This is a genomic window from Corallococcus praedator (genome assembly GCF_003612125.1).
Taxonomy (GTDB): Bacteria; Myxococcota; Myxococcia; order Myxococcales; family Myxococcaceae; genus Corallococcus; species Corallococcus praedator.
Map to the genome: position 1 here is coordinate 1 of NZ_RAWI01000140.1, position 21,001 is coordinate 21,001.

The following is a 21,001-nucleotide window of genomic DNA, read 5'->3' on the forward strand; positions in this document are numbered from 1 at the left end:
GACCTGGACTCGGCGGAGGACGTGGCGGACCGGGGGGCCTGGGCGCAGAAGCTGCACCAGAGCGTGGCGGAGGCCTGGCCGGAGCTGGACGCGAGGGAGCGGGCGCTGGTGAAGGAGCGGATGCTGGTGGAGGACGGGGTGAGCGCGGAGTTCCTGGCCCAGCGCTTCGGGGTGACGGCGGTGCGCATCCGGCAGATCGAGCAGGGGCTGCGCCAGAAGCTGCGCCAGCGGCTGACGGCGGGGTGCACGGCCTGGGACGGCGAAGCCCTGCGGTTGGCGGCCTGAGGGGTGGGGTGGGAAACGGGCGCGGCGAAAGAGGTTGACGGCGCGGGCCAGGGACCGTAAATCGGCGCTGCCGTTCGCGGTGCGCAGCGGAGTACGCCCAAGTAGCTCAGTCGGTAGAGCAGGGGACTGAAAATCCCCGTGTCGGTGGTTCGATTCCGCCCTTGGGCACAGAGTGAAGAACTTGAGGGCCCTGGACTTCGGTTCAGGGCCCTTTTCTTTTGTCCGCCGCGTCTGAAGACAGCCGCTCCCCGGAGTCCGCGAACCCATGTCCCTTCCCAGCTACCCCCGGTTCATCGGTCCGCTGCTCCAGTATCTGGGTGAGCAGCAGGGCTCGGTTCGCCCGCGTGTCATCTACCAGGGGCTGGCGGACCGCCTGGGCCTGTCGGAAGAGGAGCGGACTGTCCTGCTGCCGAGCGGTGCCCAGTCCGTGTTCCAGAATCGGATTGGCTGGGCCCACGACGCGCTGAAGCGGGCCGGGTTGTCGAGCGCTCCGGTGCGGGGCACGTGGCTGATCACCGACGCGGGGCGCAAGTTCCTCGCGAAGCATGGCGGCAAGGTTCCTGAAGAAGAGGTGGAGCGGATTGCCGGTGCGTCGCGGGATGTCGCGATCCGCAGTCTGATTGGCGCGAATGGCTCCGAGCGGTCCGCGGGTTCGGCGGAAGCTGTGCCTTCTCCTGAGGAGACCCGCAGTCCCCGCGAGGAAATCGAGGATGCCATTGGCCTGATTCGCGCCAGCGTCGCCCGCGACCTTCTGGAGCACATTGCAAACCAGACACCGACGGAGTTCGAGACGCTGGTGCTCGATCTGCTCTATGCGCTGGGGTACGGAACGAGCCGCTCGGCGCTGCTTCGGGTGGGACGGTCGAATGACGGTGGGATTGACGGCATCGTGTCACTCGACAGGCTGGGGCTCCAGAAGGTCTACGTGCAGGCGAAGAAGTGGCAGGGGCAGGTCGGTTCGCCGCAGATCCAGGGGTTCATGGGCGCCCTCCAACTCCAGGGTGCCGACAAGGGCGTGCTCATCACCTCCGGGACGATTTCGGGGCCGGCACGAGACGCCGCGAAGCAGGCCCGTGGAAGCATCGTCCTGGTGGATGGGCTTCGACTCACCGAACTGATGATCGAGCACGGGGTCGGCGTTTCGACCGAGGCGCTCCACATCCCGAAAATCGACACGGACTACTTCGAAGCCGGTTGAACAGTCACGAGCCTCCCGCCAGCTCCCGGAGGCCGACAGGTCGATACAGCGTGCGGGTGGTCATGGTCATGATGGGCTCCCCTGACGGAGCCTTTCATGGATGCTGATTGAATCAGAACGCCCGTTCGTGCAGGTGCAGCTGGAGCGCTCGGAGGTGTTTGCCCCAGTGTGCTCCGAAGAGGAACTGGAAGTGCCAGAGGGCGTCCACCTCGCTGGTCTCCCACCGCAGCAGCACCTCCTGGAGGTCGCGCGCGATGTCCGCCAGGTCGTCGATGGCATCTCCGACCCCGGGCTTCTCTTCCCTGAGATCCGTGCTGTCGAGCGACACGCTGTAGTACCCCAGCCCGGGGAAACACTGACCGAGCCGCTTGCTGAACTCTTCGTAGGGCGTGGAGGGAACGTCATCCGGTGAGGGCGCGCTCGGGTCGAACTCCACGTCCACGAAGTGGGAGGCCAGTGCGATCCGGTCGAGCGCCAGCCGCAGGTCGTGCTCGCGCGTGGGTGCATCGACCTCCGCGTCGAACACGGCGAAGAGGGACTGGATGGCTTCGCGGATGTCCTGCCGGGTCATGGGTTTCATGTGCGAATCATGCGGAAACGGTGAGGAACGCCGACGGGCTCCCGGGGGATGACTGACGCCACGCCAGAGGGTTGGCCTGGAGGGGTTGGGATGCGAACAGCTTCGTGGATTGTCTGGATGGTATGCGCGGGGGCCCTGGGGTGCGCCACGCCGCGAAACCGGGGGACCTCCCCCGTCACGGTCGATTTGTCCGTCCTGCCTATCGAGGCCTGGGTCAACGTGGTGGCTCCGGGGCCCGAGGGGGAGTGGTGGGCGATTGGGAATGCGCCCTCCGCGCCTTCCGGGAACGGGGATGAACGCGCCATCGAAGTCTTTCGCAGCTCGGACGAAGGCAGATCCTGGCAACCTGCGGTGGCGCTTGCCCGGGCGTTGAACACGACGCGGGCGGAAGCAGATGCGAACGGCATCGGCTTCCTGACCTGGTACACGCCTGAGATTGGACTGGCGGCGGGTTATCTCGGGACGCGGGCCTTCCGCACGGTGGATGGCGGCAAGACGTGGAAGACGGTTCCGCTGGTCGATGATCAAGGGTTCTCCGCGTTGGAACGCGCTGGAAACCGGACCTGGCTCTGCGGCTCCTCCGGACGCATCCTGCGCAGCGAGGACCAGGGCGCGAGCTGGCAGGAATTGGCCACCACACCCTTCGACACGCAGGACGCCTGCGAGGGACTTTCCTTCCTCTCACCCGACCATGGGTGGGCCATAGGCCATGAAGCCACCCTCTGGGCCACGGAGGACGGAGGCAACAGCTGGAAGCCGCTGACGCGGCCCTTCCAACCCCTCCGGAGGCTCGTCGTGGGCACCCCGACTCTTCATCGCTTGAACGGGGTTGTGCGACTCACCCCGGAGCTGGCCTGGGTCCGTGGCACTGGGGGGCTCTACCAGACGACCGATGGGGGCCGGAGCTGGTCCGCTCCCATTCCCGAGGAGGATGCCGAGACGTCGTCCCTGAGCGTCTCACTGACGCCCGACGGACGGCACATCGTGACCCGTACGCCCGTGGGATTGCCTTTGGAACAGTGGATTCCTTCCTTTGAACAGGCCTGGGTGTTCTCCCATGATTCGGTTGTGGCTTTTTCCCCAGACACGGCTGACGTGTCTGTCCATGTCGGCGGGCAGCTCGTCCGCCGAAGCCCGATGCTCACGTTCGGTCGCGGCCCGGAGACGCACCTGGATGGCTTCATCCAACAGGGCCCCCGACGCTGGTGGGGGTGGTCGGGGGACCAGGTGATGGCCAGCCACGACGCAGGCAATAGCTGGTTCCCAACGGGCAGGACCTCGGGGCATTCCATCCGCGCGCTCGTTCCGCTCAAGGATGGAACCCTGCTCGCGGGCCTCTGGCGAGGCGGCCTGATGCGCTCGTCCGACGAGGGACGGACGTGGGTTTCGGGGGAAGGCCTGGAGGCCTACGACTTCGCCAGGGTCCTGGGGCAGGAGGCCCCGGAGAATCCCCTGGCGTGTCTGCTTTCGACTCCGGACGCGGTGCTGGAGATCGAGTTCGACGCCAATGGTTGTTTTGCCGAGACGCGAAACACACTCGAATTGCGCCTCCAGCCCGAAGGCGCGCGGCTGACGGGGAAATTGCAGACGCACCTTCGGGATCCGCCCGACCCGCGCGTGGACAAGGTCCTGGCGCGTGCGGTGGGCGAGCAGTTCATGCGTCAGCTGGTGGAGGCCGCGAGCCGTCCCGAGGAGGGGATGCACTGCCAGTCGACGACGAGAATCGACGTGCGGATGGCGTGGTCCTGCGGCTCCGGTTCCTGGAGGACCGCCCAGTACGCACGGTTCACCGGGAGCCTGTGCTCCTCGTGGGGCCGGTCGGAGGCAGGAGGGGGGGAGCGCCCCGTCCCACATGAGCGCGGCAACGGTGTCTTCCGGGCCGCCGAAGCCCTGCTGGAGGGCGTGACGCCTGCCCGCCCGGCCGACGTGCCGGGTGCACAACCGGGCGCGACGCGGTAGATGGGGGGACCGGAGGAACATCAACGCAATGGACGCGAACGTGGTGGCGGAGTTGGAGAAGGCGGGCGTGCAGGTGGACGACCCCAAGCGCCTGTTCATCCCGGTGGAGCGGGACGAGCAGGGCCGGATCAAGCCCGTGGGCGACGAGGTGCCCGTGCGCTTCGGTGACATCACCGCCCACGTGCACCTGCAGCCCGTCGCGAAGCTGTTGACCGGTGACAAGCAGCCGCCCAACTTCAACAAGCCGCCCTTCTTCGAATACGAGCCGTTCTTCTTCCTCATCGAGGCCACCGCCGCAGGCTTCTGCCGCGACACGCGCCACGCGGAGAACGACCAGGAGTTCGCCCAGCTCTACCGCCACCTCGCGCGGCGGCCGGATGGCCAGCACAAGAACCCCCTCTTCTCCCACCTGCGCGCCGCGGCCCGGCTGTACATGTCCCTGCGCGACGTCAGCCAGGCGGAGTTCGAGGCCGTCGCCCAGCGCCTCCACGACTCCGCCAACCGGTACTCGGCCCACGTCGGGAGCCAGAACTACTTCCTGAACGTGCTGCGACAGGTGCTCGGAGCCTGACGGTTTCCAGGCGGGACTGCCGTGGCGGGGCATGCATGTCTCCCCGCTCCCCCTGACAGGGGGCACGGTAGCGCAAGGAGGCTGGCGGAGAACCCAGGGAGGACCCGGGAATGTGGCTCGCCAGGGCCCCACTCCATGGGTAGGTTTCTCCTCGTCATGCCCCGCGCCAACGCCCCTCGCTCCCGGTCTCCCCTCCAGCAGCGGCTCACCCTCGAACTGCTGCGGGAAGTCGCGGGACCGGAGCGGTTCGCCCGGGGCGAAGCGCTGCTCTCCCGGTACGGCGTGACGTTGGCGCCGCCGTCCGCGGAGCGCATCGATGGGACGGTGTTCGAAGTAAGGGCTCGACGGTTCGATGCGCACCTCCGCGTGGACCCCGACTCGGACGGTCTGCTGCTGGGCTGTGATTGCGACGATTACTGGAGGGAGGGGCTCTGTCCGCACACGGTCGCCGTCGGTCTGCGATGGCTGGGGGGCCCCGGTTCCCACCCGCGATGGCGTCCGCCCACGCGAACCGGCAAGTCCTCTTCGCGCAAGCCCAGCGCCTCCGAGCGGCCTTCCTCACCGCCGGCCATCGAGTCCTGGCTCGTGGAGCACCAGGCCACCCGTGCCCGCACCGTGCCGGTGGCCGTGTTGCAGCCCCTGCTGCCCCGCTCCTTCGAACGCCACCTGCTCCACGACCTGCGCAAGCTCACGGTGGTGGACGTGTGGGCGGGTGCTCCCAGGCTCCGGTACCTGGAGACGGGGAGGCGGGCGCAGCTCGTGGACGCCGCCTGGACCTGGGCTCGCGACGAGGCCGAGCAGGTCCGTCAGGGCCTGGCCCGCGAGGCCTCGGCTCCACCCGCGTCCCCACCCACGGATGAGCGCCTGGCGCCGCTCCAGGACGCGCTCCTCCGGACCCGCGAGCGCGTGCGGGCGCAGGCCCTGCCGCGCCTGCTGGAGCCGCTGCCCTCCATCACGCTCCAGGAGCGGCCCCTGCGCCTCCAGGTCTTGGCGCCGGAACTGGAGGCGTGGGCAAACCCCTTCGTCCGGGCCGGCTCCGAGGATCGGCTTCAGGTCGTGCTCGACCCGCGCGCGGTGATGGAGGGCCGCCCCGGACTGGTCTGCCCATGCTCACCCAAGGCTCCCGAGGCCCACTGTGTCCATGCCCTTTGCGCCGTGGACGCGACGCTGGAGATGCTGTGCCGCCCGAAACAGGCCGCGCGCGCCGCGAAGCTGGCGGAGCTGCTCTTCGAAGCCCCTGGACGTGAAATCCTCGCGGCCTTGGAGACGACCTTCCTGCGCCGCCAGCTCCGCGAGGCCGCCCCCGACACGGAGCGGTCGGTCACCTTCCGCCTGGAGCACGGGTTTTCGGGGCGCTGGGACCTGAAGGCCCTGCTGCACCATCCGGTGGGGTCGGGACGCTGGTCCAAGGGGACCGCCGTCATGGCGTATGAACGCGAGCAGGTGGCCACCGTGCTCCGGGACCCGGAGGAGCAGCAGGCCTTCGCCTTCATCGAAGCGGGTCGCTCGCAGATGTCATTCCATGGCGGAAGCAACGCCATGGCGGATGTCTACCCGTTGCTCCTCCAGGCGCTGCGCGCCCTCACGCGCAGTCCCCGCCTGAGACTCGCCGGGGCGCCCGACGCTCCCGCCCGGGTGAGGGAGGCCCCGCTGGGGTTCGCCCTGGAGCCGGAGGGGCACGCGCTGCGCTTGCGGCCGGCGGTGGACGGGCGTGCCGTGGACGCGGAGGCCCTTTGGCCACCCCCATCCGGTCCCGGCGCTCCGCATCCCTGGCTGCTCGTGGAGCCCGACCTCCCGAGCGTCACCCTGGTGGCCGTTCCCCCCGAGGCGCTGGGGTTGCTCGACAGCTTGAGGGCCCACGGCACCCGCGTGTCCGAGCGCCAGCGCGACGCGCTCCTGGGACAGCTCTCCGCGCTGGAGGCGGTCTTCCCCGTGTCGTTGCCCCCGGCCCTGGAGGCCCGCCTGGTGGAGCCCCAGCCCGGCCTGCTCGTGCGGTTGCGCGCGGTGGGGGAGTCCTCCCTGGAGGGCTCGCTGTTCGTGCGGCCCCTTCCGGAAGCCCCACCCCAGCCGGTGGACGGGGGCGCTCCCGTGGTGCGCGGACAGCGTGGCGGGGAGCGCGTCAGGGCCCTGCGCGACCGGGACGCCGAACGGGCCGAGGCGGAGGGACTGCTCGAACGTCTGTCATTGCCTGCGGGTTCGTACCGCTTCACCCGTGTCAGCGTGGAGGACTCGCTCCACCTGCTGGAGGCCCTGGAGCCGCTCACGGGACCCGGGGTGCGCGTGGAATGGGAGGAAGCGCCGTGGACGGTGGTGCACCCGCCCGGCGCCGCGAGCCTGCGGGTGGAGGTTTCACGCGAGCACGACTGGTTCGGCGTGAAGGGTGGGGTGGTGCTGGAAGGGGCGCGGGTGGAGCTGGCCGTCCTGCTGGAGGCCGTGCGCCGCCGCCAGCGCTACATTCCGCTGGGCAAGGGACGCTGGATGCGGCTCACGGAGGCGCTGCGTGAGCAATTGACCCCGCTCGCGGACGCGACCCACGTCGTGCGCCAGGGCCTGGAGGTGAGCGCCGCGGCGGCGCCCGCGCTGGGGGCGCTCGCGGAGGCCGGCGCGCGGGTCAAGCTGCCTCCGGACTGGCGCAAGCTGGAGCGGCGCATCCGGGAGGCCCGGGCGCTGTCGGTGCGCGTGCCCCGGGGACTGAAGGCGAAGCTGCGTGACTACCAGCACGAGGGCTTCGTATGGCTCGCGCGGCTGTGCGCCTGGGGCGCGGGCGCGTGCCTGGCGGACGACATGGGCCTGGGCAAGACGCTCCAGGCGCTGGCCCTGCTGCTGTACCGCGCGGGAGACGGTCCCGCGATGGTGGTGGCTCCCACGTCCGTCTGCGGCAACTGGACTCGTGAGGCGGCCCGCTTCGCGCCCTCGCTGCGCCTGCACGTCTGGCGGGACGGTGACCGTGAAGTCCTGCCGTCCCTGCTGGGACCGAAGGACGTGCTGATCATCAGCTACGGGCTGCTGGTGAAGGACGCCGAGCGGCTGCGCGCGGTGTCCTTCGCCACGCTGGTGGTGGATGAGGCGCAGGCGGTGAAGAACCCGGACACCGCCCGGGCCCGCGTGCTGCGCGCCGTGACGGCCGAGGCCCGGGTGGCCCTCACCGGCACGCCGGTGGAGAATCGCCTGTCTGAATTGTGGAGCCTCTTCCAGCTGATTTTCCCCGGGCTGCTGGGTGGGCGTGAGTCCTTCCATGCGCGGTTCGCCGTCCCCATCGAGCGCGACCAGGACGCCCTGGCCCGCGCGTCACTCGTCCGGGTGGTGCGTCCCTTCCTCTTGCGCCGCACCAAGGCGGAGGTGGCGCGCGAGCTGCCGCCGCGCATCGACACCGTGGTGCCCGTCACGCTGTCGGACGACGAGCGGCGGCGGTATGACGACGTGCGACTCGCGGCGCTGGCGCGCATGGGAGAGGAAGCCCCGGGACAGGAGCGGCGCTTCGAACTGCTGGCCGCGCTCACGCGACTGCGGCTGGCGGCGTGTCATCCCCGGCTGGTGGATCCGGACGCGGGCCCGTCCTCTTCCAAGCTGGAGCGCTTCCTGGCGCGGGTGGAGGAACTGCTGTCGGAAGGCAGTCGCGCCCTCGTCTTCAGTCAGTTCGTCCGTCACCTGGCGCTCGTGCGCGAAGCGCTGGAGGCCCGGGGCATCGCGTTCCAGTACCTGGACGGACAGACGCCCCCCGCGGAGCGCCAGGCTCGCGTGGAGGCCTTCCAGCGGGGCGAGGGCGCGCTGTTCCTCATCTCGCTCAAGGCCGGCGGTACCGGGCTCAACCTCACGGCGGCCGACCATGTGCTCCACCTGGACCCGTGGTGGAACCCCGCCGTGGAGGATCAGGCCTCCGACCGGGCCCACCGCATTGGCCAGACGCGCCCCGTCACCGTGTCCCGATTCGTCTCCGAGGGCACCATCGAGGAGGCCATCCTCGCCCTCCACGCGGACAAGCGGCACCTGGCCGACAGCCTCCTGTCCGAAGCGGACGGCGCGGCCGCCTTGTCGCCCGAACAGCTCCTGCGGCTCTTGCGCTTTGGCGCGGATCCGAATGCGGGCTGACACACCCGACGACGAACGGGGGGCCGCACGCTGGACGCAAGAAGGCGCGGCGTTTCTGGAATAGGGTGCGACCCCGCCCGTTCCCGGGCGCCGCTTCCGCCTCTGCCCAGGAGTGAGGATGTTCCGACAGCCGTTGTCGTGGTTCGCCTGCCTGGCCCTGCTGGGCACATCCCCGGTCCAGGCCCAGGCCCCCAAGCCGCCCCCGTCCTCCAAGACGTCCGCTTCCGTCGCGAAGCTGGGCGCCAGCGTGCAGGCGCGCACGCTGAAGAACGGGCTCACCGTCATCGTGTGGCCCGACCACGACATCCCCAGCGTCGCCCTCAACAACTGGTTCCGCGTGGGCAGCCGCAACGAGCGCCCCGGCATCACCGGCCTGTCCCACTTCTTCGAGCACATGATGTTCAACGGCGCGAAGAAGTACGGCCCCGGTGAGTTCGACCGCGTGATGGAGGCCAACGGCGGCTCCAACAACGCGTTCACCTCCGAGGACGTCACCGTCTACCTGGACTGGTTCCCCGCCTCCGCGCTGCCCCTCATCTTCGACCTGGAGGCCGACCGGCTCCAGTCGCTCGCCTTCGACCCGAAGGTCATCGAGTCCGAGCGCGGCGTCGTCTACTCCGAGCGCCGCTCGGGCGTGGACAATGACAACTCCGGCGCGCTGATGGAGCAGATGCAGGCCACCGCCTTCGTCGCGCACCCGTACCAGATCCCCGTCATCGGCTGGCCGTCCGACATCGAGTCCTGGCGCATGGAGGACCTCCAGCGCTACTTCAAGACGTACTACGCGCCCAACAACGCGACGCTCGTCATCGCCGGGGACGTGGAGCCCTCGCGCATCTTCGAGCTCGTGGAGTCCACGCTGGGCGTCATCCCCTCGCAGCCTGCCCCCGAGCCCGTCCGCACGAAGGAGCCCGAACAGCAGGGCGAGCGGCGCATCACGGTGAAGAAGCTGGCCCAGTCCCCGCTGCTCCAGGTCGCCTATCACGCCCTCGCCGCGAACGACCCGGAGGCGGAGACGCTGGAGCTTCTGGGGCTCATCCTCACGGATGGGGATTCGTCGCGCCTGCATCGCAAGCTGGTGGAGGATGCGCGCGTGGCCATCCGCGTCCGGGGCTCCTTCGCCGGGGGCTTCGACCCGTCGTTGGCGTGGTTCCTGGTGGACCTGCCGCCGGGCGGCGACCTGCCGCGCGCCGAGGCGCTCCTCACCGAGGAGCTGGCCCGCGTGGCGAAGGACGGTGTCTCCGACGCGGAGCTGCGCAAGGCGCGCAACATCGCCCTGTCCACCTTCTGGCGGAAGCTGGAGACCAACGACGGCCGCGCCCGCGCACTGGGTGCCGCCGCCACCTTCCGGGGGGACTGGCGCACGCTGCTCGATGCGCCCACGCGCTACGAGAAGGTCACCCGCGACGGCGTGCGCACGCTGGCCGCGCGCATCTTCAATTCCGACCACCGGACGGTGGGCTGGCTCGTTCCCACCACCGCCTCCGCCACCCCTGCCCGCAAGGAGGCCTCGCGATGAACGCTCCCGTCCGTCCTGGCTCCGCTCGCCGCGCTGTTTCGCTGCTCCGCTCCGGTCCACGGGGAGGCTTCCCGATGAGTGCTCCCGTCCGTCTTCGCTCCGCGCTCGCCGCGCTGCTGTTCGTCTCCGCTCCTGCCTCCGCGCAGACGCCCGCGCCCGCCGCATCGTCCAAGTCCGCCGCGCCCGCTGCCGCGACAGCGAAGGTCGCTGCTCCCGCGACGCCGAAGACCGCGCCCCTGGGCAAGGGCGTGACGCTGCCCGCGGCCATCACCGTGACGTTGAAGAACGGGACGCGGCTGCTCCTCGTGGAGAAGCGGGAGCTGCCGCTCGTCTCCTTCTCCGCATGGCTCCGGGGGGGCGCCGTCACCGACCCCGCTGGGAAGGACGGCCTGGCCGCGCTCACCGCCCAGCTCCTCCAGAAGGGCGCTGGCTCCCGTGACGCCCAGCAGTTCGCCGATACCGTGGACGGCGTGGGCGGCCAGTTGGAGATCACCCCCGGCCGCGAAGCGGTGGTCATCACCGGCAGCTTCCTGGCCCGCGACACCTCGCTGATGGTGGAGCTGCTGTCGGACATGCTCGTGCGCCCCCGCTTCGACGCGCAGGAGCTGGAGAAGACCCGCGCCCGCCGCGTGTCGGAGCTCGCCGCCGCGAAGGACGGCGACCCGCGCGCGCTCGGTGGCACGTACTTCGACGCCTTCCTCTTCGCCGCGCACCCCTACGGCCAGCCCATCAACGGCAGCGAGGCCTCCCTGCCCGCGCTCGGCCGGGACGACGTGCTCGGCTGGGCGAAGGCGAACCTGGGCGCAGACCGGCTCATCCTCTCCGTCGTCGGTGACTTCGACGCGAAGGCGCTCGCCGCGAAGCTGGAGTCCGCCCTGGGCGGGTGGGCCCCCGCCGCCCAGCCGCTCGCCGCCGTGCCCGCCACCGCTCCCACGAAGGGCCGGCGCGTCCTGCTGGTGGACAAGCCCGACGCCACCCAGACGTACTTCTGGATTGGCAACACCGGCATCTCCCGCACCGACCCGGACCGCGTCGCGGTGGAGCTGGGCAACACCGTGCTCGGCGGCCGCTTCACCTCGCTGCTCAACTCCGAGCTGCGCGTGAAGACCGGCCTCACCTACGGCGCCCGCTCCTTCCTCGTCCCCAGCCGCCAGGCGGGCCCCGTCGTCCTCTTCTCCTATACCCAGACAGACACCACCGGCCGCGCCATCGACCTCGCGCTGGACGTGCTGGAGCGCTACCGCAAGGAAGGCATGGATGACGCCATGCTCGCCTCCGCGCAGGCCTATGTCCTGGGCCAGTTCCCCCCGAAGCTGGAGACGGGCGCCCAGCTGGCCTCGAAGCTGTCGGAGCTCACCTTCTTCGGCCTGGATGCGCAGGACGTGGACGGCTTCGCGGGCGCCATCTCCGCCACCACCCGCGACGGCGTGCGCACCGTGCTCCAGCGCGTGCTGCCCGCGTCCCAGGACCTGACGTTCGTCCTCATCGGCAAGGCGGCGGCCCTGCGTGACGTGGCCCGCAAGTACGGCCCCGTCACCGAGATGAAGATCTCCGACAAGCGCTTCGCCCCGGTGGCTCCACCCATTCGCTAACGCAAAGGCTTTCGGGTCGCCGGGATCGCGGGTTCCGGGAAAATGGGCACTTGATGGAGCGGCTGGAAATTCCGCGAAAAATCGAATGGCCAGGGAAAGTGCCGCTCCCCGTATAGATGGAGTGTCGGTCTGGACCGGCACTGGCCGTCATTCCATTGCCTGTCTCCCGGACCCGTCATGTTCTTGCGTCGTCTGTCGTTGTTGCTCGTCCCCACCTGCGCGGCCTGGCTGGCCTGCGGAGAAGCAGAAGCTCCCGCGGGTGAGGTGAATCCCCCGGACGTCCTCTGGACCGACCCCCGTGAGGGCACCGCGTCGGTGGCCGACGGGGACCTGCTGCCGGGCTGTGGTGAGCCCGACGCGGGAACGGGAGAGGTGGACGCGGGCACTCCCGACACGTCCGTGCTGGTGACGGCCGACTCCCGCTTCCACACGAGCACGGGCGTGACGGTCGTTCCCCAGGACCTGTCCACGCGCGACCTGGAGATCCTCATCCCCAACCCGGACGGCGTGGGCTTCGAGCGGCGCTCGGGCACTCCGGTGGCGGGGGGCATGCGCTTCGACGACATCCCGGAGGGGGAGTTCTTCGTCCGCTCCAATCATCTCCACTACCTGACCCGGGAGCGGCGCTTCGACCTGGGCGTCAACCGCGTGGGGCGCCATGACGCCGTCGCCTCGTCGGTCAGCTACTCGCCCGCGATGGCGGACCTCACCGGGTTGGACCCCTGGCAGGAGTACGAGCACACCGGCGCGCCGGGAAGCGCCCTCCAGGTGGTCAGCGGGGATGTGGACCTGGCCGCGAGCCTCGACTTCTCGTGGATGCCCCCGGTGGGCTCCACGTCCTATTACGACCCGGAGGCCTTCCTGACGGGCTTCACCGGCTACCCGCTGCCAGTCCTGGACCCGACGAAGGGCGACCGGGTCTACGTCAATCAGCTCAACGCGGTGCCGTCCGGGACGCTGCCGAGCGGCGGGCCCATGGCCTACACCACCGTGACGAGCAGTCAGCACCTGCCGGCCTTCGCGTTCACGCCGGACGGCACCACCGCCATGCCGCTCTTCGCCGCGCTGCAGCCGACGGCCCAGAATGCCTTCTCCATGGAGTGGCGCCTGTCGGAGTTCACCCGCTGGCGCGCGGATGCGAACCCGACCTCGACGCTCAGCGCGTCCTGGTTCCAGGTGCTGCCCGTGCCCCATGGCCTCCAGGATGGCTGGGTGGGCTACCAGGGCGAGCTGCTCAACCTGAACCTGCCGCGCGGTGAGACCGGCGTCATCACGCGCCGGCTCTCCTTCGGCAATCCCTATCCCGCGTCCTGGGGCGTGCTGGGGCTGGCGAGCTACTCCTTCCGCTCGGCCACCCCGGTCGTCGTGGGGTCCCGGAACCACTACCCCAATGGCACCATCAGCGTCATCGACCGGTTGGATCACCTCATCGCCGGCCCCATCCAGCCGAGGATTTCACCGCCGCAGGAGCTGCGCATCGACGGCCTGGATGCCTATGAGCCGCGCTCGGTGGGCAGCACCCAGCCGGTGGTGAGCTGGCAGCAGCCGGTGCTGGGGACGCCCCGGGCCTACATCGTGGTGCTGACCAGGCTCACCGACAGCTTCAATGCCCAGCCCACCAAGCGCTTCTACGTGCCCGGCAACAGGAACCACCTGCGCCTGCCGGCCAGCGCGCTGGAGCCCGGCTCCACGTACTACCTGCGCGTGACGGCGGACGGCTCGCCGAACTACGAGCCCTGGCGCGCGCCCTACGTCAGCTCGGAGCGGCTGCCCCTCTACAGCGCGGACACGTTCAGCGCCGCGTTCACCACGCCGTAGCCAGCCTGGAGGCCCGCCCGCTACCGCCCACCCTGGCGGTGGCGGGTGAGGCACTGCTGGTAGCGCGCGTCCACGGACTTCGCGAACCACGCCGTGGTGCGCTCCCCGCTCAGCTTCAGGCTCTTGAGCGTCACCTGGGGAAGCTGGGCGTAGGCGGGCGGCTGCCCCGTCTGTTTCGCGTACACGCGTTTCACCGCCAGATACGTGTCGGTGGTCTCGAACTCCGCCGTCTTCTCCTGCTCCACGTCCCGGCGCACGCGGCGCTCGCTCAGGTTCGGCGCGTAACGCTGACGGAAGAGGAGCAGGGCCTTGAGGCTCTGGCTGTCGTCATTCCGGGGCTCGCCCTTCTTGTCATACAGTTGCAGGTCGCCATCCGTCGCAAGAGAGACACCGGTGAGCTTGCTGACCTGGGATTGCAGCGCGGCGTTGCGTGAGCTGTAGACACCGCTGTTGTAGTCCGCGAAGCGGAAGAGGGGCTCCGGGTACGCGGCCTCGAAGCCCATCAGCCGGGCGGTGCCGTACCGCACGCCGCCCGCGCGCGTGTACAGCGAGTCGCGCACGGCGTCGGGGTCCGCGTCCGGCCCGGCCTTGTTCACCGCGTACTGCACGCTGACCTGCATGGAGCCCGCGGTGGTGATGGGGTTCTGCCCCGCGAACGAGGACGGGCCGAACAGCGAGCTGGCCAGGTCCGCCGCCGCGTACGCCGCGGGGTATTGCTCCTCGTAATACGCCAGCATGTCGCGGAAGAGCCGGTCCAGGTCCCGTTCGGAGCGAGCGGCGTCCAGCCGGGCCCCGAAGGTGCGCTTCGCCCCCTTCGCCTTCGATGCGAGCACCTCCTCCAGGACGCGCCGCCCCAGCGGGCCCAGCTTCCCCGCCGTGGCGTCCAGCTTCTGCCGCACCAGCTTCGCGAGCCCCGGCACCGCGGGGTCCGCCTGGAAGCCGGACTCCTGGTCGATGACGGCCAGCACCTGACACACCACCGACGCAGACGGGAGCACCGCTTCCGCGTCCAGCGCGGCCAGTACGTCCCCTGCCCACCCCTCGCGCTCCGGGCCCTTCACCTTCGCCGGCAGCAGCCGCGCCACCTGCGCCACCGACAGCCGGGGCGGGGCCGGCACGTCCGGCACGGTCGCCGGCGCACGCGACGCGCACGCCGCCGTGAGCGTCACCAGCGCCACCAGGGCCACCCGCAGTGGACATTCCCAGGACACTGTTTCAATCCACCCAGAGGCGACGTTTGGCGTCATGTCAGCCCCCTGGGGCATGCTGCGCCCCGTCTCATGAAACACCTGAAACATCCCGTAAGGCATCCCGGGCGACTTCCACCGACATCCAGAAAGGTTCTCATTTGTTGAGTAAATGAGCCTGTCGGGGAATTCGCGGCTATCACGTTTGAACGGGAGGGTGGGAGAAAGTAACTAAACGTACTTTCCCCAAAAAGTAGTTGCCCTGATGAAAACAAGTGTGACACGTATCACCCCGCTGTTTCTTCATGGAGGTATCGCGTTGGCTCATCGACTGTTGAAGACGATTGGCGCGGCTTGGCTTGGCGTGGCTCTGACGGCGTGCGGTACGCAGGGCTCCGCTGGCGACGAGGCGAAGGCGCCTGAGCAGGAGAAGTCGGGCGAGGACATCCAGAGCACGCTGAACGCGCTCGGTGGTGCCCAGGTGGTCGGCGTGCACCCCGACGGCATCCCGGACAGCATCCGCGGCGAGCTGGGCCGTGCGGTGGGAACGCTGAACACGCTGGCCGCGGGACAGCAGGCGGTCGCGGCGGTGGCTCCGGCCTTCCGGCTGAAGGCGGAGGACCTGCACCTGCGCCGGACGAACACGGACGAGCAGGGCAACCAGCACCTGCGCTTCACGCAGATGAAGAACGGCCTGGAAGTGGTCGGCGGTGAGCTGGCGGTGCACGTGCGTCCGGACGGCACGGTGTACGCGGCCAACGGCTCCGCGCGCGACGGCGTCTCCGTCTCCGCCCTGCCGCGCATCGCGGCGACGTCCGCCCAGCAGGCGGCGCTGAGCGCGACGGCCGGCACGAACCTGGCGGTCGAAGGCTCCCCCCGGCTGGTGTACGTGCGCACCGAGGAAGGCGCGCTGCGCCTGGCCTACGAAGTGACGGTCACGGGCGAGGGCGCCGAGGCCCCCATCCGCAACCGCGTGTACGTGGGCGGCGCGGACGGCTCCATCGTCCTGGTCGCGCCGCAGGTCCACACGGCCATCAACCGCCGCGTGTACAGCGCGAACAACGGCACCAGCACGCCGGGTACGCTCAAGCGCAGCGAGGGCCAGGCGGCCATCGGTGACTCGCACGTCGACACCAACTACGACATGCTGGGCTACACCTACGACTGCTACAAGATCCTCTTCAACCGCGACTCGCTGGACAACGCGGGCACGGCGCTCATCAGCACGGTGCACTACAGCACCAACTACGTGAACGCCTACTGGGACGGCACCCAGATGGTGTACGGCGATGGCGACGGCGTGAACTCCATCGAGCTGGGCAAGGACGCGGACGTCACGGTCCACGAGCTGACCCACGCCGTCACGTCGAAGGAGTCCAACCTCACGTACTCCGGCCAGTCCGGTGGCCTCAACGAGGCGATGTCCGACACGTTCGGCGCCGTCTGCGAGAGCCGCGTGAACGGCTGGAGCACCGCGGCGGCCATCTGGATGGTGGGCGAGGATGTCTGGACGCCCGGCACGGCGAACGACGCCCTGCGCTACATGGATGACCCGGCGAAGGACGGCGCGTCCAAGGACTGGGCGGCCAACGTGACGTCCGGCACGGACGTGCACTACAGCTCCGGCGTGCCCAACCTGGCGTTCGCGCTGCTGTCGAAGGGTGGCGTGCACCCGCGCGGCCGTTCGACCATCAACGTGCCGGCCATCGGCGTCGAGAAGGCCGCGCGCATCTGGTACAAGGCCAACACGGACATCTACACGGCGGGCACCACGTTCCTGCAGGCGAAGACCTGGACCATCCAGGCCGCCTCGGAGCTGGGCTACGACCAGGCGACCCAGGACGCGGTGAAGGCCGCCTGGGAAGCGGTGGGCGTGGGCGGTGTGGTGGTTCCCCCGACGACGGTTCCGCTGACGAACAACGTCGCGGTGACGGGCATCAGCGACGCGGCGGGTAACTCCAAGTTCTACACGCTGGCCGTTCCGGCGGGCTCCACGGCGCTGACGTTCACCACCTCCGGTGGCACGGGTGACGTGGACCTGTACGTCAAGTTCGGCACCGCGCCGGACTCCGCCACGTACGACTGCCGTCCGTACGCCAGCGGCAACGCTGAGACGTGCACCATCACCAACATCCAGGCGGGCACCTACTACGTGATGCTCAACGCCTACTCGGCGTACTCGGGTGTGACGCTGAAGGGCAGCTACACGGGCGGTGGCGGACCGACGGGCAACGTGCTGCAGAGCAACGTGCCGGTGACGGGCGTGTCTGGCGCCGCCAGCTCGTTCACCACCGAGTGGACCACGCTGGACGTGCCGGCGAACCGGACGGTCACCATCACCACCACGGGTGGCACGGGTGACGCGGACCTGTACGTGCGCTTCGGCTCCTCGCCGACGACCACCGCGTACGACTGCCGTCCGTACGCCAGCGGCAACGCGGAGACCTGCACGCTGACCAAGACGACCGCGGGCAAGTACTACGTGAAGATCCGCGGCTACTCGGCGTACTCGGGCGTGACGCTCAAGGCCGTCTACTAGTCGTCGCATCCGCTGTTTGAAGACAGGCACCCGGGGAGCCGCCAAGGCTTCCCGGGTGTCGTCGTTTGCGGGGTGTGCGTTGGCGGGTGCTAGCGACGCACCTGCACGTCGCGGGCGACGGTGCGGCCGCCGATGAGGGCGAAGCTGGCGCGCACCGGGGTGCCTTCGCGCAGCTCCGGGAGGGGCACGCGCTGGCCCTGGCGCAGGCCCCGGCTTCGCGGGTCGAGCTGGAGTTCGTAGACGGTGCCGTCGCTGTCGCGCACGTGCAGGGTGTCGCGGTTCGCGCGCGTCACCCGGCCGTTCACCGTGCTGGTGGCGATGGTGACCTGTTCGAGCGGGCGGTCGGCGGTGTTGTCCGTCACCGCGGCCTGGGCCGCCTTGGCCGCGCCCTCGTACCAGGACTCGTCGTCGTTGGCCTGGACCGCCTGCGCGCCAATCATCACCCGGCCTTCCGCCGCCGGCTGGCCGTTCGCGTTGGCCTGGGCGGCCTGCGAGCCCGGGGTCGCGTTCGCGTCGGGCGCCGCCGCGCCGCCCTGCGCGGGGGCCTGGGCCGTTCCGCTGCCGCCACGGGCTGGTGCCTGCGCAGGGCCGCTGCCGCCGTAGGCGGGCGCGTTCGTCGCCGTCCCGCTGCTTCCACTCGCGGGTGCCTGGGCCGCCGTGCGGTCCGCGGCGTTCGTCCGGGTGTCTCGCAAGGGCAGGGCTCCCGGGGGTGGTGCCGTGTTCGGGGGCACCTGGGCGTTCGCCCCGGGAAGCGGCGTCGGCTGGACACCCTCCGTCGTGCCCTGCGCCAGGGCCGGCGTGGCGGGCACCATCAGCCCCCCGTTCGCCGTGTCCCGCACCTGCATCGTCGCCGGGACGCCCACCGTGTCCGGGCTGTCGGACTCCCGACATCCGGAAGCCACCGTGCACAGCCCCATCATCCCCAGCCACATCCAGCGTCGACCCATCCGCCAACCCTCCCGCAGGCGAACCTGCGAACGACCCCCTGCCGGTGCAAGCACTCGGGGCGGGAGGCAGGTCGCCTGCTTGAGGGGGACGAAGGGCTCTACGCGGGGACCGTGGCGGCCACCGCGCGCACGTGGTCCCGCACCAGGGCTCGCGCGGCGAGGAGCGCGGGGGCGTCCGCTGGCGTGTAGCCCAGGCACAGCACCACGTCGTCCTCGGGCGCGGCGCGCGTGCCCAGGGCTGCGTAGTCGAGCGTGCGCGGCACGGGTTCGTCCTCGGTGTCGTGGGTGAAGCGGCCGAACACGGTGGCCCGGTCGTCACGGCCGGGGGCCGTCTCCTTCAGCGCGAAGAGGCGGCGCACCGCCAGGAGGGATTCGGGCCGCTCGCGCAGCGCCTCCGGATGCGCGGGGCCGCCCAGCTCCCACTCGAGGAGCTTCAGGCAGCCGCGCACGAACTCCACGTCGGTGATGACCAGGCCGTAGAGATACCAGTCCGCGCACGCGGCCTGGACCAGCCGGGCCTGCGCGTCGGTGAGCCAGCCGAAGGAGGGACAGGTGAACGTCTCGCAGATGGACGCGCGGTAGACGCCGCAGTCGCGCAGGTCCGTACCGCCCGTCACCTTCGGATGGCCCAGGCAGCCCACCTGCTGCTGCTCCGCGTCCAGGAAGCCCAGCAGCGGACACACCCGCACGATGGGAAAGAGCGGGGGGGCGTCGCGGTTCGCGGTCAGCTCGCGCGCGGCCTCGCCATAGGCCTCCGGCGTCCGGGGCGCGTGGGCGAGCCGCGCCGTCTGCGTGGCCAGCCGCTGGGTGAGCGCCGCGCGCGAATGGTCGCGGAAGTTGTAGAGGCCGCAGCAGGCGCCGCACGAGGCGCCCCCACCGGGCTGGCACAGGTGGAAGGAGACCGACATGCCCGCCATTGTGACGGATGCCGGCCTCCCGGGGCGCTGGGAAGATGCGCCGTTCAGAACCCGTCAGGGTGCATGCGGGCGTAGGAGTCCTCGCCCGTCCGGCACAGGTGGGCCAAGAGCGGCACGCGCGGCACCTCCACGGCGAACCAGTACTGCGCGGCGGCGAGCTTGCCCTCGTAGAAGCGGGCGTCCCCGGCAGCGTTCCTCCCGAGGGCCTCCTTCGCGGCGGCGGCCTGCGCGAGCCAGCGCCAGGCCACGGCCACCACGCTGAACAGCTCCAGGAAGTCCGCGCTGTGGCGCAGCATCGAGTCCACTTCGCCGGCCATGCCCCGCGCGCCGAGCTCCAGCGTGAGGCTCGTGGCCTGCTGGAGCGCGTCCTCCAGCGCGTCGCTCCAGGCGGGCTCCACGCCGGCGGCCCGGGCGCGCGCGGTGGTGGCGCGCACCTCTTCATCGAGCGCCTGGAGCGCGGCGCCACCGCCCGCCACCGCCTTGCGGCCCAGCAGGTCCAGGCCCTGGATGCCGGTGGTGCCCTCGTGGATGCTGTTGAGCTTCTGGTCGCGCAGCCACGCCTCCGGGAGGTACTCGCTGGAGTAGCCGTAGCCGCCGTGGATCTGCAGCGCGAGCGCGTTGGACTCGAAGCCCTTCTCCGCCGGGAACGTCTTGGCGATGGGGGTGAGCAGGTCCAGCAGCAGGTGCGCGCGCTGGCGGGCCGCTTCGTCCGGCGCGTGGTTCGCGAGGTCCGCCTGGGTGGAGGTGGCGAGCAGCAGCGCGAGCCCGCCCTCCACGATGGCCTTCTGGCGCAGCAGCATGCGCCGCACGTCCGCGTGTTCGATGATGGGGGCCTGGGCGCGCGCGGTGTCGCGGATGCCGGCGGGCCGCCCCTGGGGGCGCTCGCGCGCGTAGCCGAGCGACTCCTGGTAGGCGACGGACGCGGTGGCGACGCCGTTGAGGCCCACCATGATGCGCGCCTCGTTCATCATCTGGAACATGCACGCGAGGCCACGGCCGGGCTGGCCCACGAGCCAGCCGTGGCAGTCGTCGGCTTCGCCGAAGTTGAGGACGAGGCTGGGCAGGCCGCGCCAGCCGATCTTGTGGATGACGCCGGCCACCTGGACGTCGTTGGGGACGAGCTTGCCGCCCTCGGGCCTGCGCGCGGGCACGGCGAAGAGGGACACGCCGCGCGTGCCGCCCTCCGCGCCGTCGATGCGCGCGAGGGTCAGGTGCACGATGTTGTCGGTGAAGTCCTGGTCGCCGCCGCTGATGAAGATCTTCGAGCCCTGGAGCCGGTAGCCGCCCTCCGGCGCGGGCGTGGCGCGCGTCTTCACGTCCGCGAGGCTGCTGCCGGCCTGCGGTTCGGTGAGGGCCATGGTGCCGGTCCATTCCCCCCGGTACAGGGGGGCCATGAACTGCTCGCGCAGCCAGGGCGTGCCGAAGACCTCCAGCAGGTGCGCGGCGCCGAGCGTGAGGCCCAGGTAGCCATAGGCGCTCAGGTTGGCGGCCATGAGGTACGCGCTCGACACGGCGTGCACGGTGAGGGGGAGCTGCTGGCCGCCGACGTCGGGAGGGCGGGTGGCGGTGAGCAGGCCCAGGTCCACCATGTTCGCGTAGAGCGAGCGCATGGCGGGATGCACGCGCACCCGGCCGTGTTCGAAGACGGGCGGGGAGGTGTCCATGGGCCGGTAGGTGGGGGCGAGCACCTCGCGGGCGAAGCGGCGGGTGCTGTCCAGGAGCCTGTCGCTTATACACATCTGACGCTGCCGACCAACTCGAGGGTGTAGATGTCGGTGGTTGCCGTATCCTGGACAAAAA

The 21,001-nt window shown here is 70.3% G+C and carries 14 protein-coding genes and 1 tRNA gene; 10 read left to right on the forward strand and 5 right to left on the reverse strand.

Going from position 1 to position 21,001, the window contains the following annotated elements:
• The 3 genes from D7Y13_RS19220 to D7Y13_RS19230 form a co-directional block, all read left to right on the forward strand.
• Positions 1–285 (forward strand): sigma factor-like helix-turn-helix DNA-binding protein (locus tag D7Y13_RS19220; RefSeq protein WP_279637097.1); only part of this gene is annotated, 285 nt, incomplete at its 5' end.
• A 95-nt stretch (positions 286–380) separates the two neighbouring features.
• Positions 381–453, forward strand: a tRNA-Phe gene (locus tag D7Y13_RS19225).
• A gap of 97 nt (positions 454–550) precedes the next feature.
• On the forward strand, positions 551–1,483 hold the full coding sequence (locus D7Y13_RS19230; RefSeq protein ID WP_120536042.1) for a restriction endonuclease: 933 nt from the start codon (positions 551–553) through the stop codon (positions 1,481–1,483).
• 112 nt (positions 1,484–1,595) lie between these two features.
• Here the strand turns inward: D7Y13_RS19230 and D7Y13_RS19235 are convergent, their stop codons facing one another.
• Entirely contained in the window at positions 1,596–2,063 is a 468-nt protein-coding gene (locus D7Y13_RS19235; RefSeq protein WP_233595686.1) for a DUF5063 domain-containing protein, read from the reverse strand.
• A 351-nt stretch (positions 2,064–2,414) separates the two neighbouring features.
• On the opposite strand from D7Y13_RS19235, the gene D7Y13_RS19240 reads away from it, so the two are divergent.
• The 6 genes from D7Y13_RS19240 to D7Y13_RS19265 all read left to right on the forward strand — a co-directional run bounded on the left by D7Y13_RS19240 (position 2,415) and on the right by D7Y13_RS19265 (position 13,611).
• Positions 2,415–4,022: a YCF48-related protein gene (locus D7Y13_RS19240; protein ID WP_158620407.1), complete on the forward strand. Its 1,608-nt coding sequence runs from the start codon at positions 2,415–2,417 to the stop codon at positions 4,020–4,022.
• Between the two features lie 28 nt (positions 4,023–4,050).
• Positions 4,051–4,593 carry a hypothetical protein gene (locus tag D7Y13_RS19245; RefSeq protein ID WP_120584384.1) on the forward strand — a complete coding sequence of 181 codons (543 nt, stop codon included), beginning with the start codon at positions 4,051–4,053 and terminating at the stop codon, positions 4,591–4,593.
• A 156-nt stretch (positions 4,594–4,749) separates the two neighbouring features.
• Positions 4,750–8,682 carry a DEAD/DEAH box helicase gene (locus tag D7Y13_RS19250; protein WP_120584383.1) on the forward strand — a complete coding sequence of 1,311 codons (3,933 nt, stop codon included), beginning with the start codon at positions 4,750–4,752 and terminating at the stop codon, positions 8,680–8,682.
• Positions 8,683–8,800: 118 nt separating this feature from the next.
• Positions 8,801–10,201, forward strand: a complete 1,401-nt coding sequence (locus D7Y13_RS19255) for a M16 family metallopeptidase (protein ID WP_120536038.1) — start codon at positions 8,801–8,803, stop codon at positions 10,199–10,201.
• A gap of 74 nt (positions 10,202–10,275) precedes the next feature.
• Complete coding sequence (locus D7Y13_RS19260) at positions 10,276–11,793, forward strand: M16 family metallopeptidase (RefSeq protein WP_120584382.1); 1,518 nt, start codon at positions 10,276–10,278, stop codon at positions 11,791–11,793.
• A 177-nt stretch (positions 11,794–11,970) separates the two neighbouring features.
• Positions 11,971–13,611 (forward strand): fibronectin type III domain-containing protein, encoded by a 1,641-nt coding sequence (locus D7Y13_RS19265; RefSeq protein WP_147444357.1) that lies wholly within the window; start codon positions 11,971–11,973, stop codon positions 13,609–13,611.
• Between the two features lie 20 nt (positions 13,612–13,631).
• Here the strand turns inward: D7Y13_RS19265 and D7Y13_RS19270 are convergent, their stop codons facing one another.
• The gene (locus D7Y13_RS19270; protein WP_244222357.1) at positions 13,632–14,822 is read right to left on the reverse strand and encodes a DUF1615 domain-containing protein; all 1,191 of its coding nucleotides are present in this window, start codon (positions 14,820–14,822) and stop codon (positions 13,632–13,634) included.
• Positions 14,823–15,117: 295 nt separating this feature from the next.
• Here D7Y13_RS19270 and D7Y13_RS19275 point away from each other — a divergent pair, with 295 nt between their 5' ends.
• Positions 15,118–17,337, forward strand: coding sequence for a M4 family metallopeptidase (locus tag D7Y13_RS19275; RefSeq protein WP_120584380.1), 2,220 nt, complete (start codon positions 15,118–15,120; stop codon positions 17,335–17,337).
• Positions 17,338–17,426: 89 nt separating this feature from the next.
• On the opposite strand, the gene D7Y13_RS19280 is transcribed toward D7Y13_RS19275, so the two are convergent.
• From D7Y13_RS19280 to D7Y13_RS49950, 3 genes are all read right to left on the reverse strand, one after another.
• Positions 17,427–18,284 (reverse strand): hypothetical protein, encoded by an 858-nt coding sequence (locus D7Y13_RS19280; RefSeq protein WP_147444356.1) that lies wholly within the window; start codon positions 18,282–18,284, stop codon positions 17,427–17,429.
• A 98-nt stretch (positions 18,285–18,382) separates the two neighbouring features.
• Positions 18,383–19,192 carry a hypothetical protein gene (locus D7Y13_RS19285; RefSeq protein WP_120584387.1) on the reverse strand — a complete coding sequence of 270 codons (810 nt, stop codon included), beginning with the start codon at positions 19,190–19,192 and terminating at the stop codon, positions 18,383–18,385.
• A gap of 53 nt (positions 19,193–19,245) precedes the next feature.
• The gene (locus tag D7Y13_RS49950; RefSeq protein WP_244222358.1) at positions 19,246–20,940 is read right to left on the reverse strand and encodes an acyl-CoA dehydrogenase family protein; all 1,695 of its coding nucleotides are present in this window, start codon (positions 20,938–20,940) and stop codon (positions 19,246–19,248) included.
• Between the last annotated feature and the right edge of the window lie 61 nt (positions 20,941–21,001).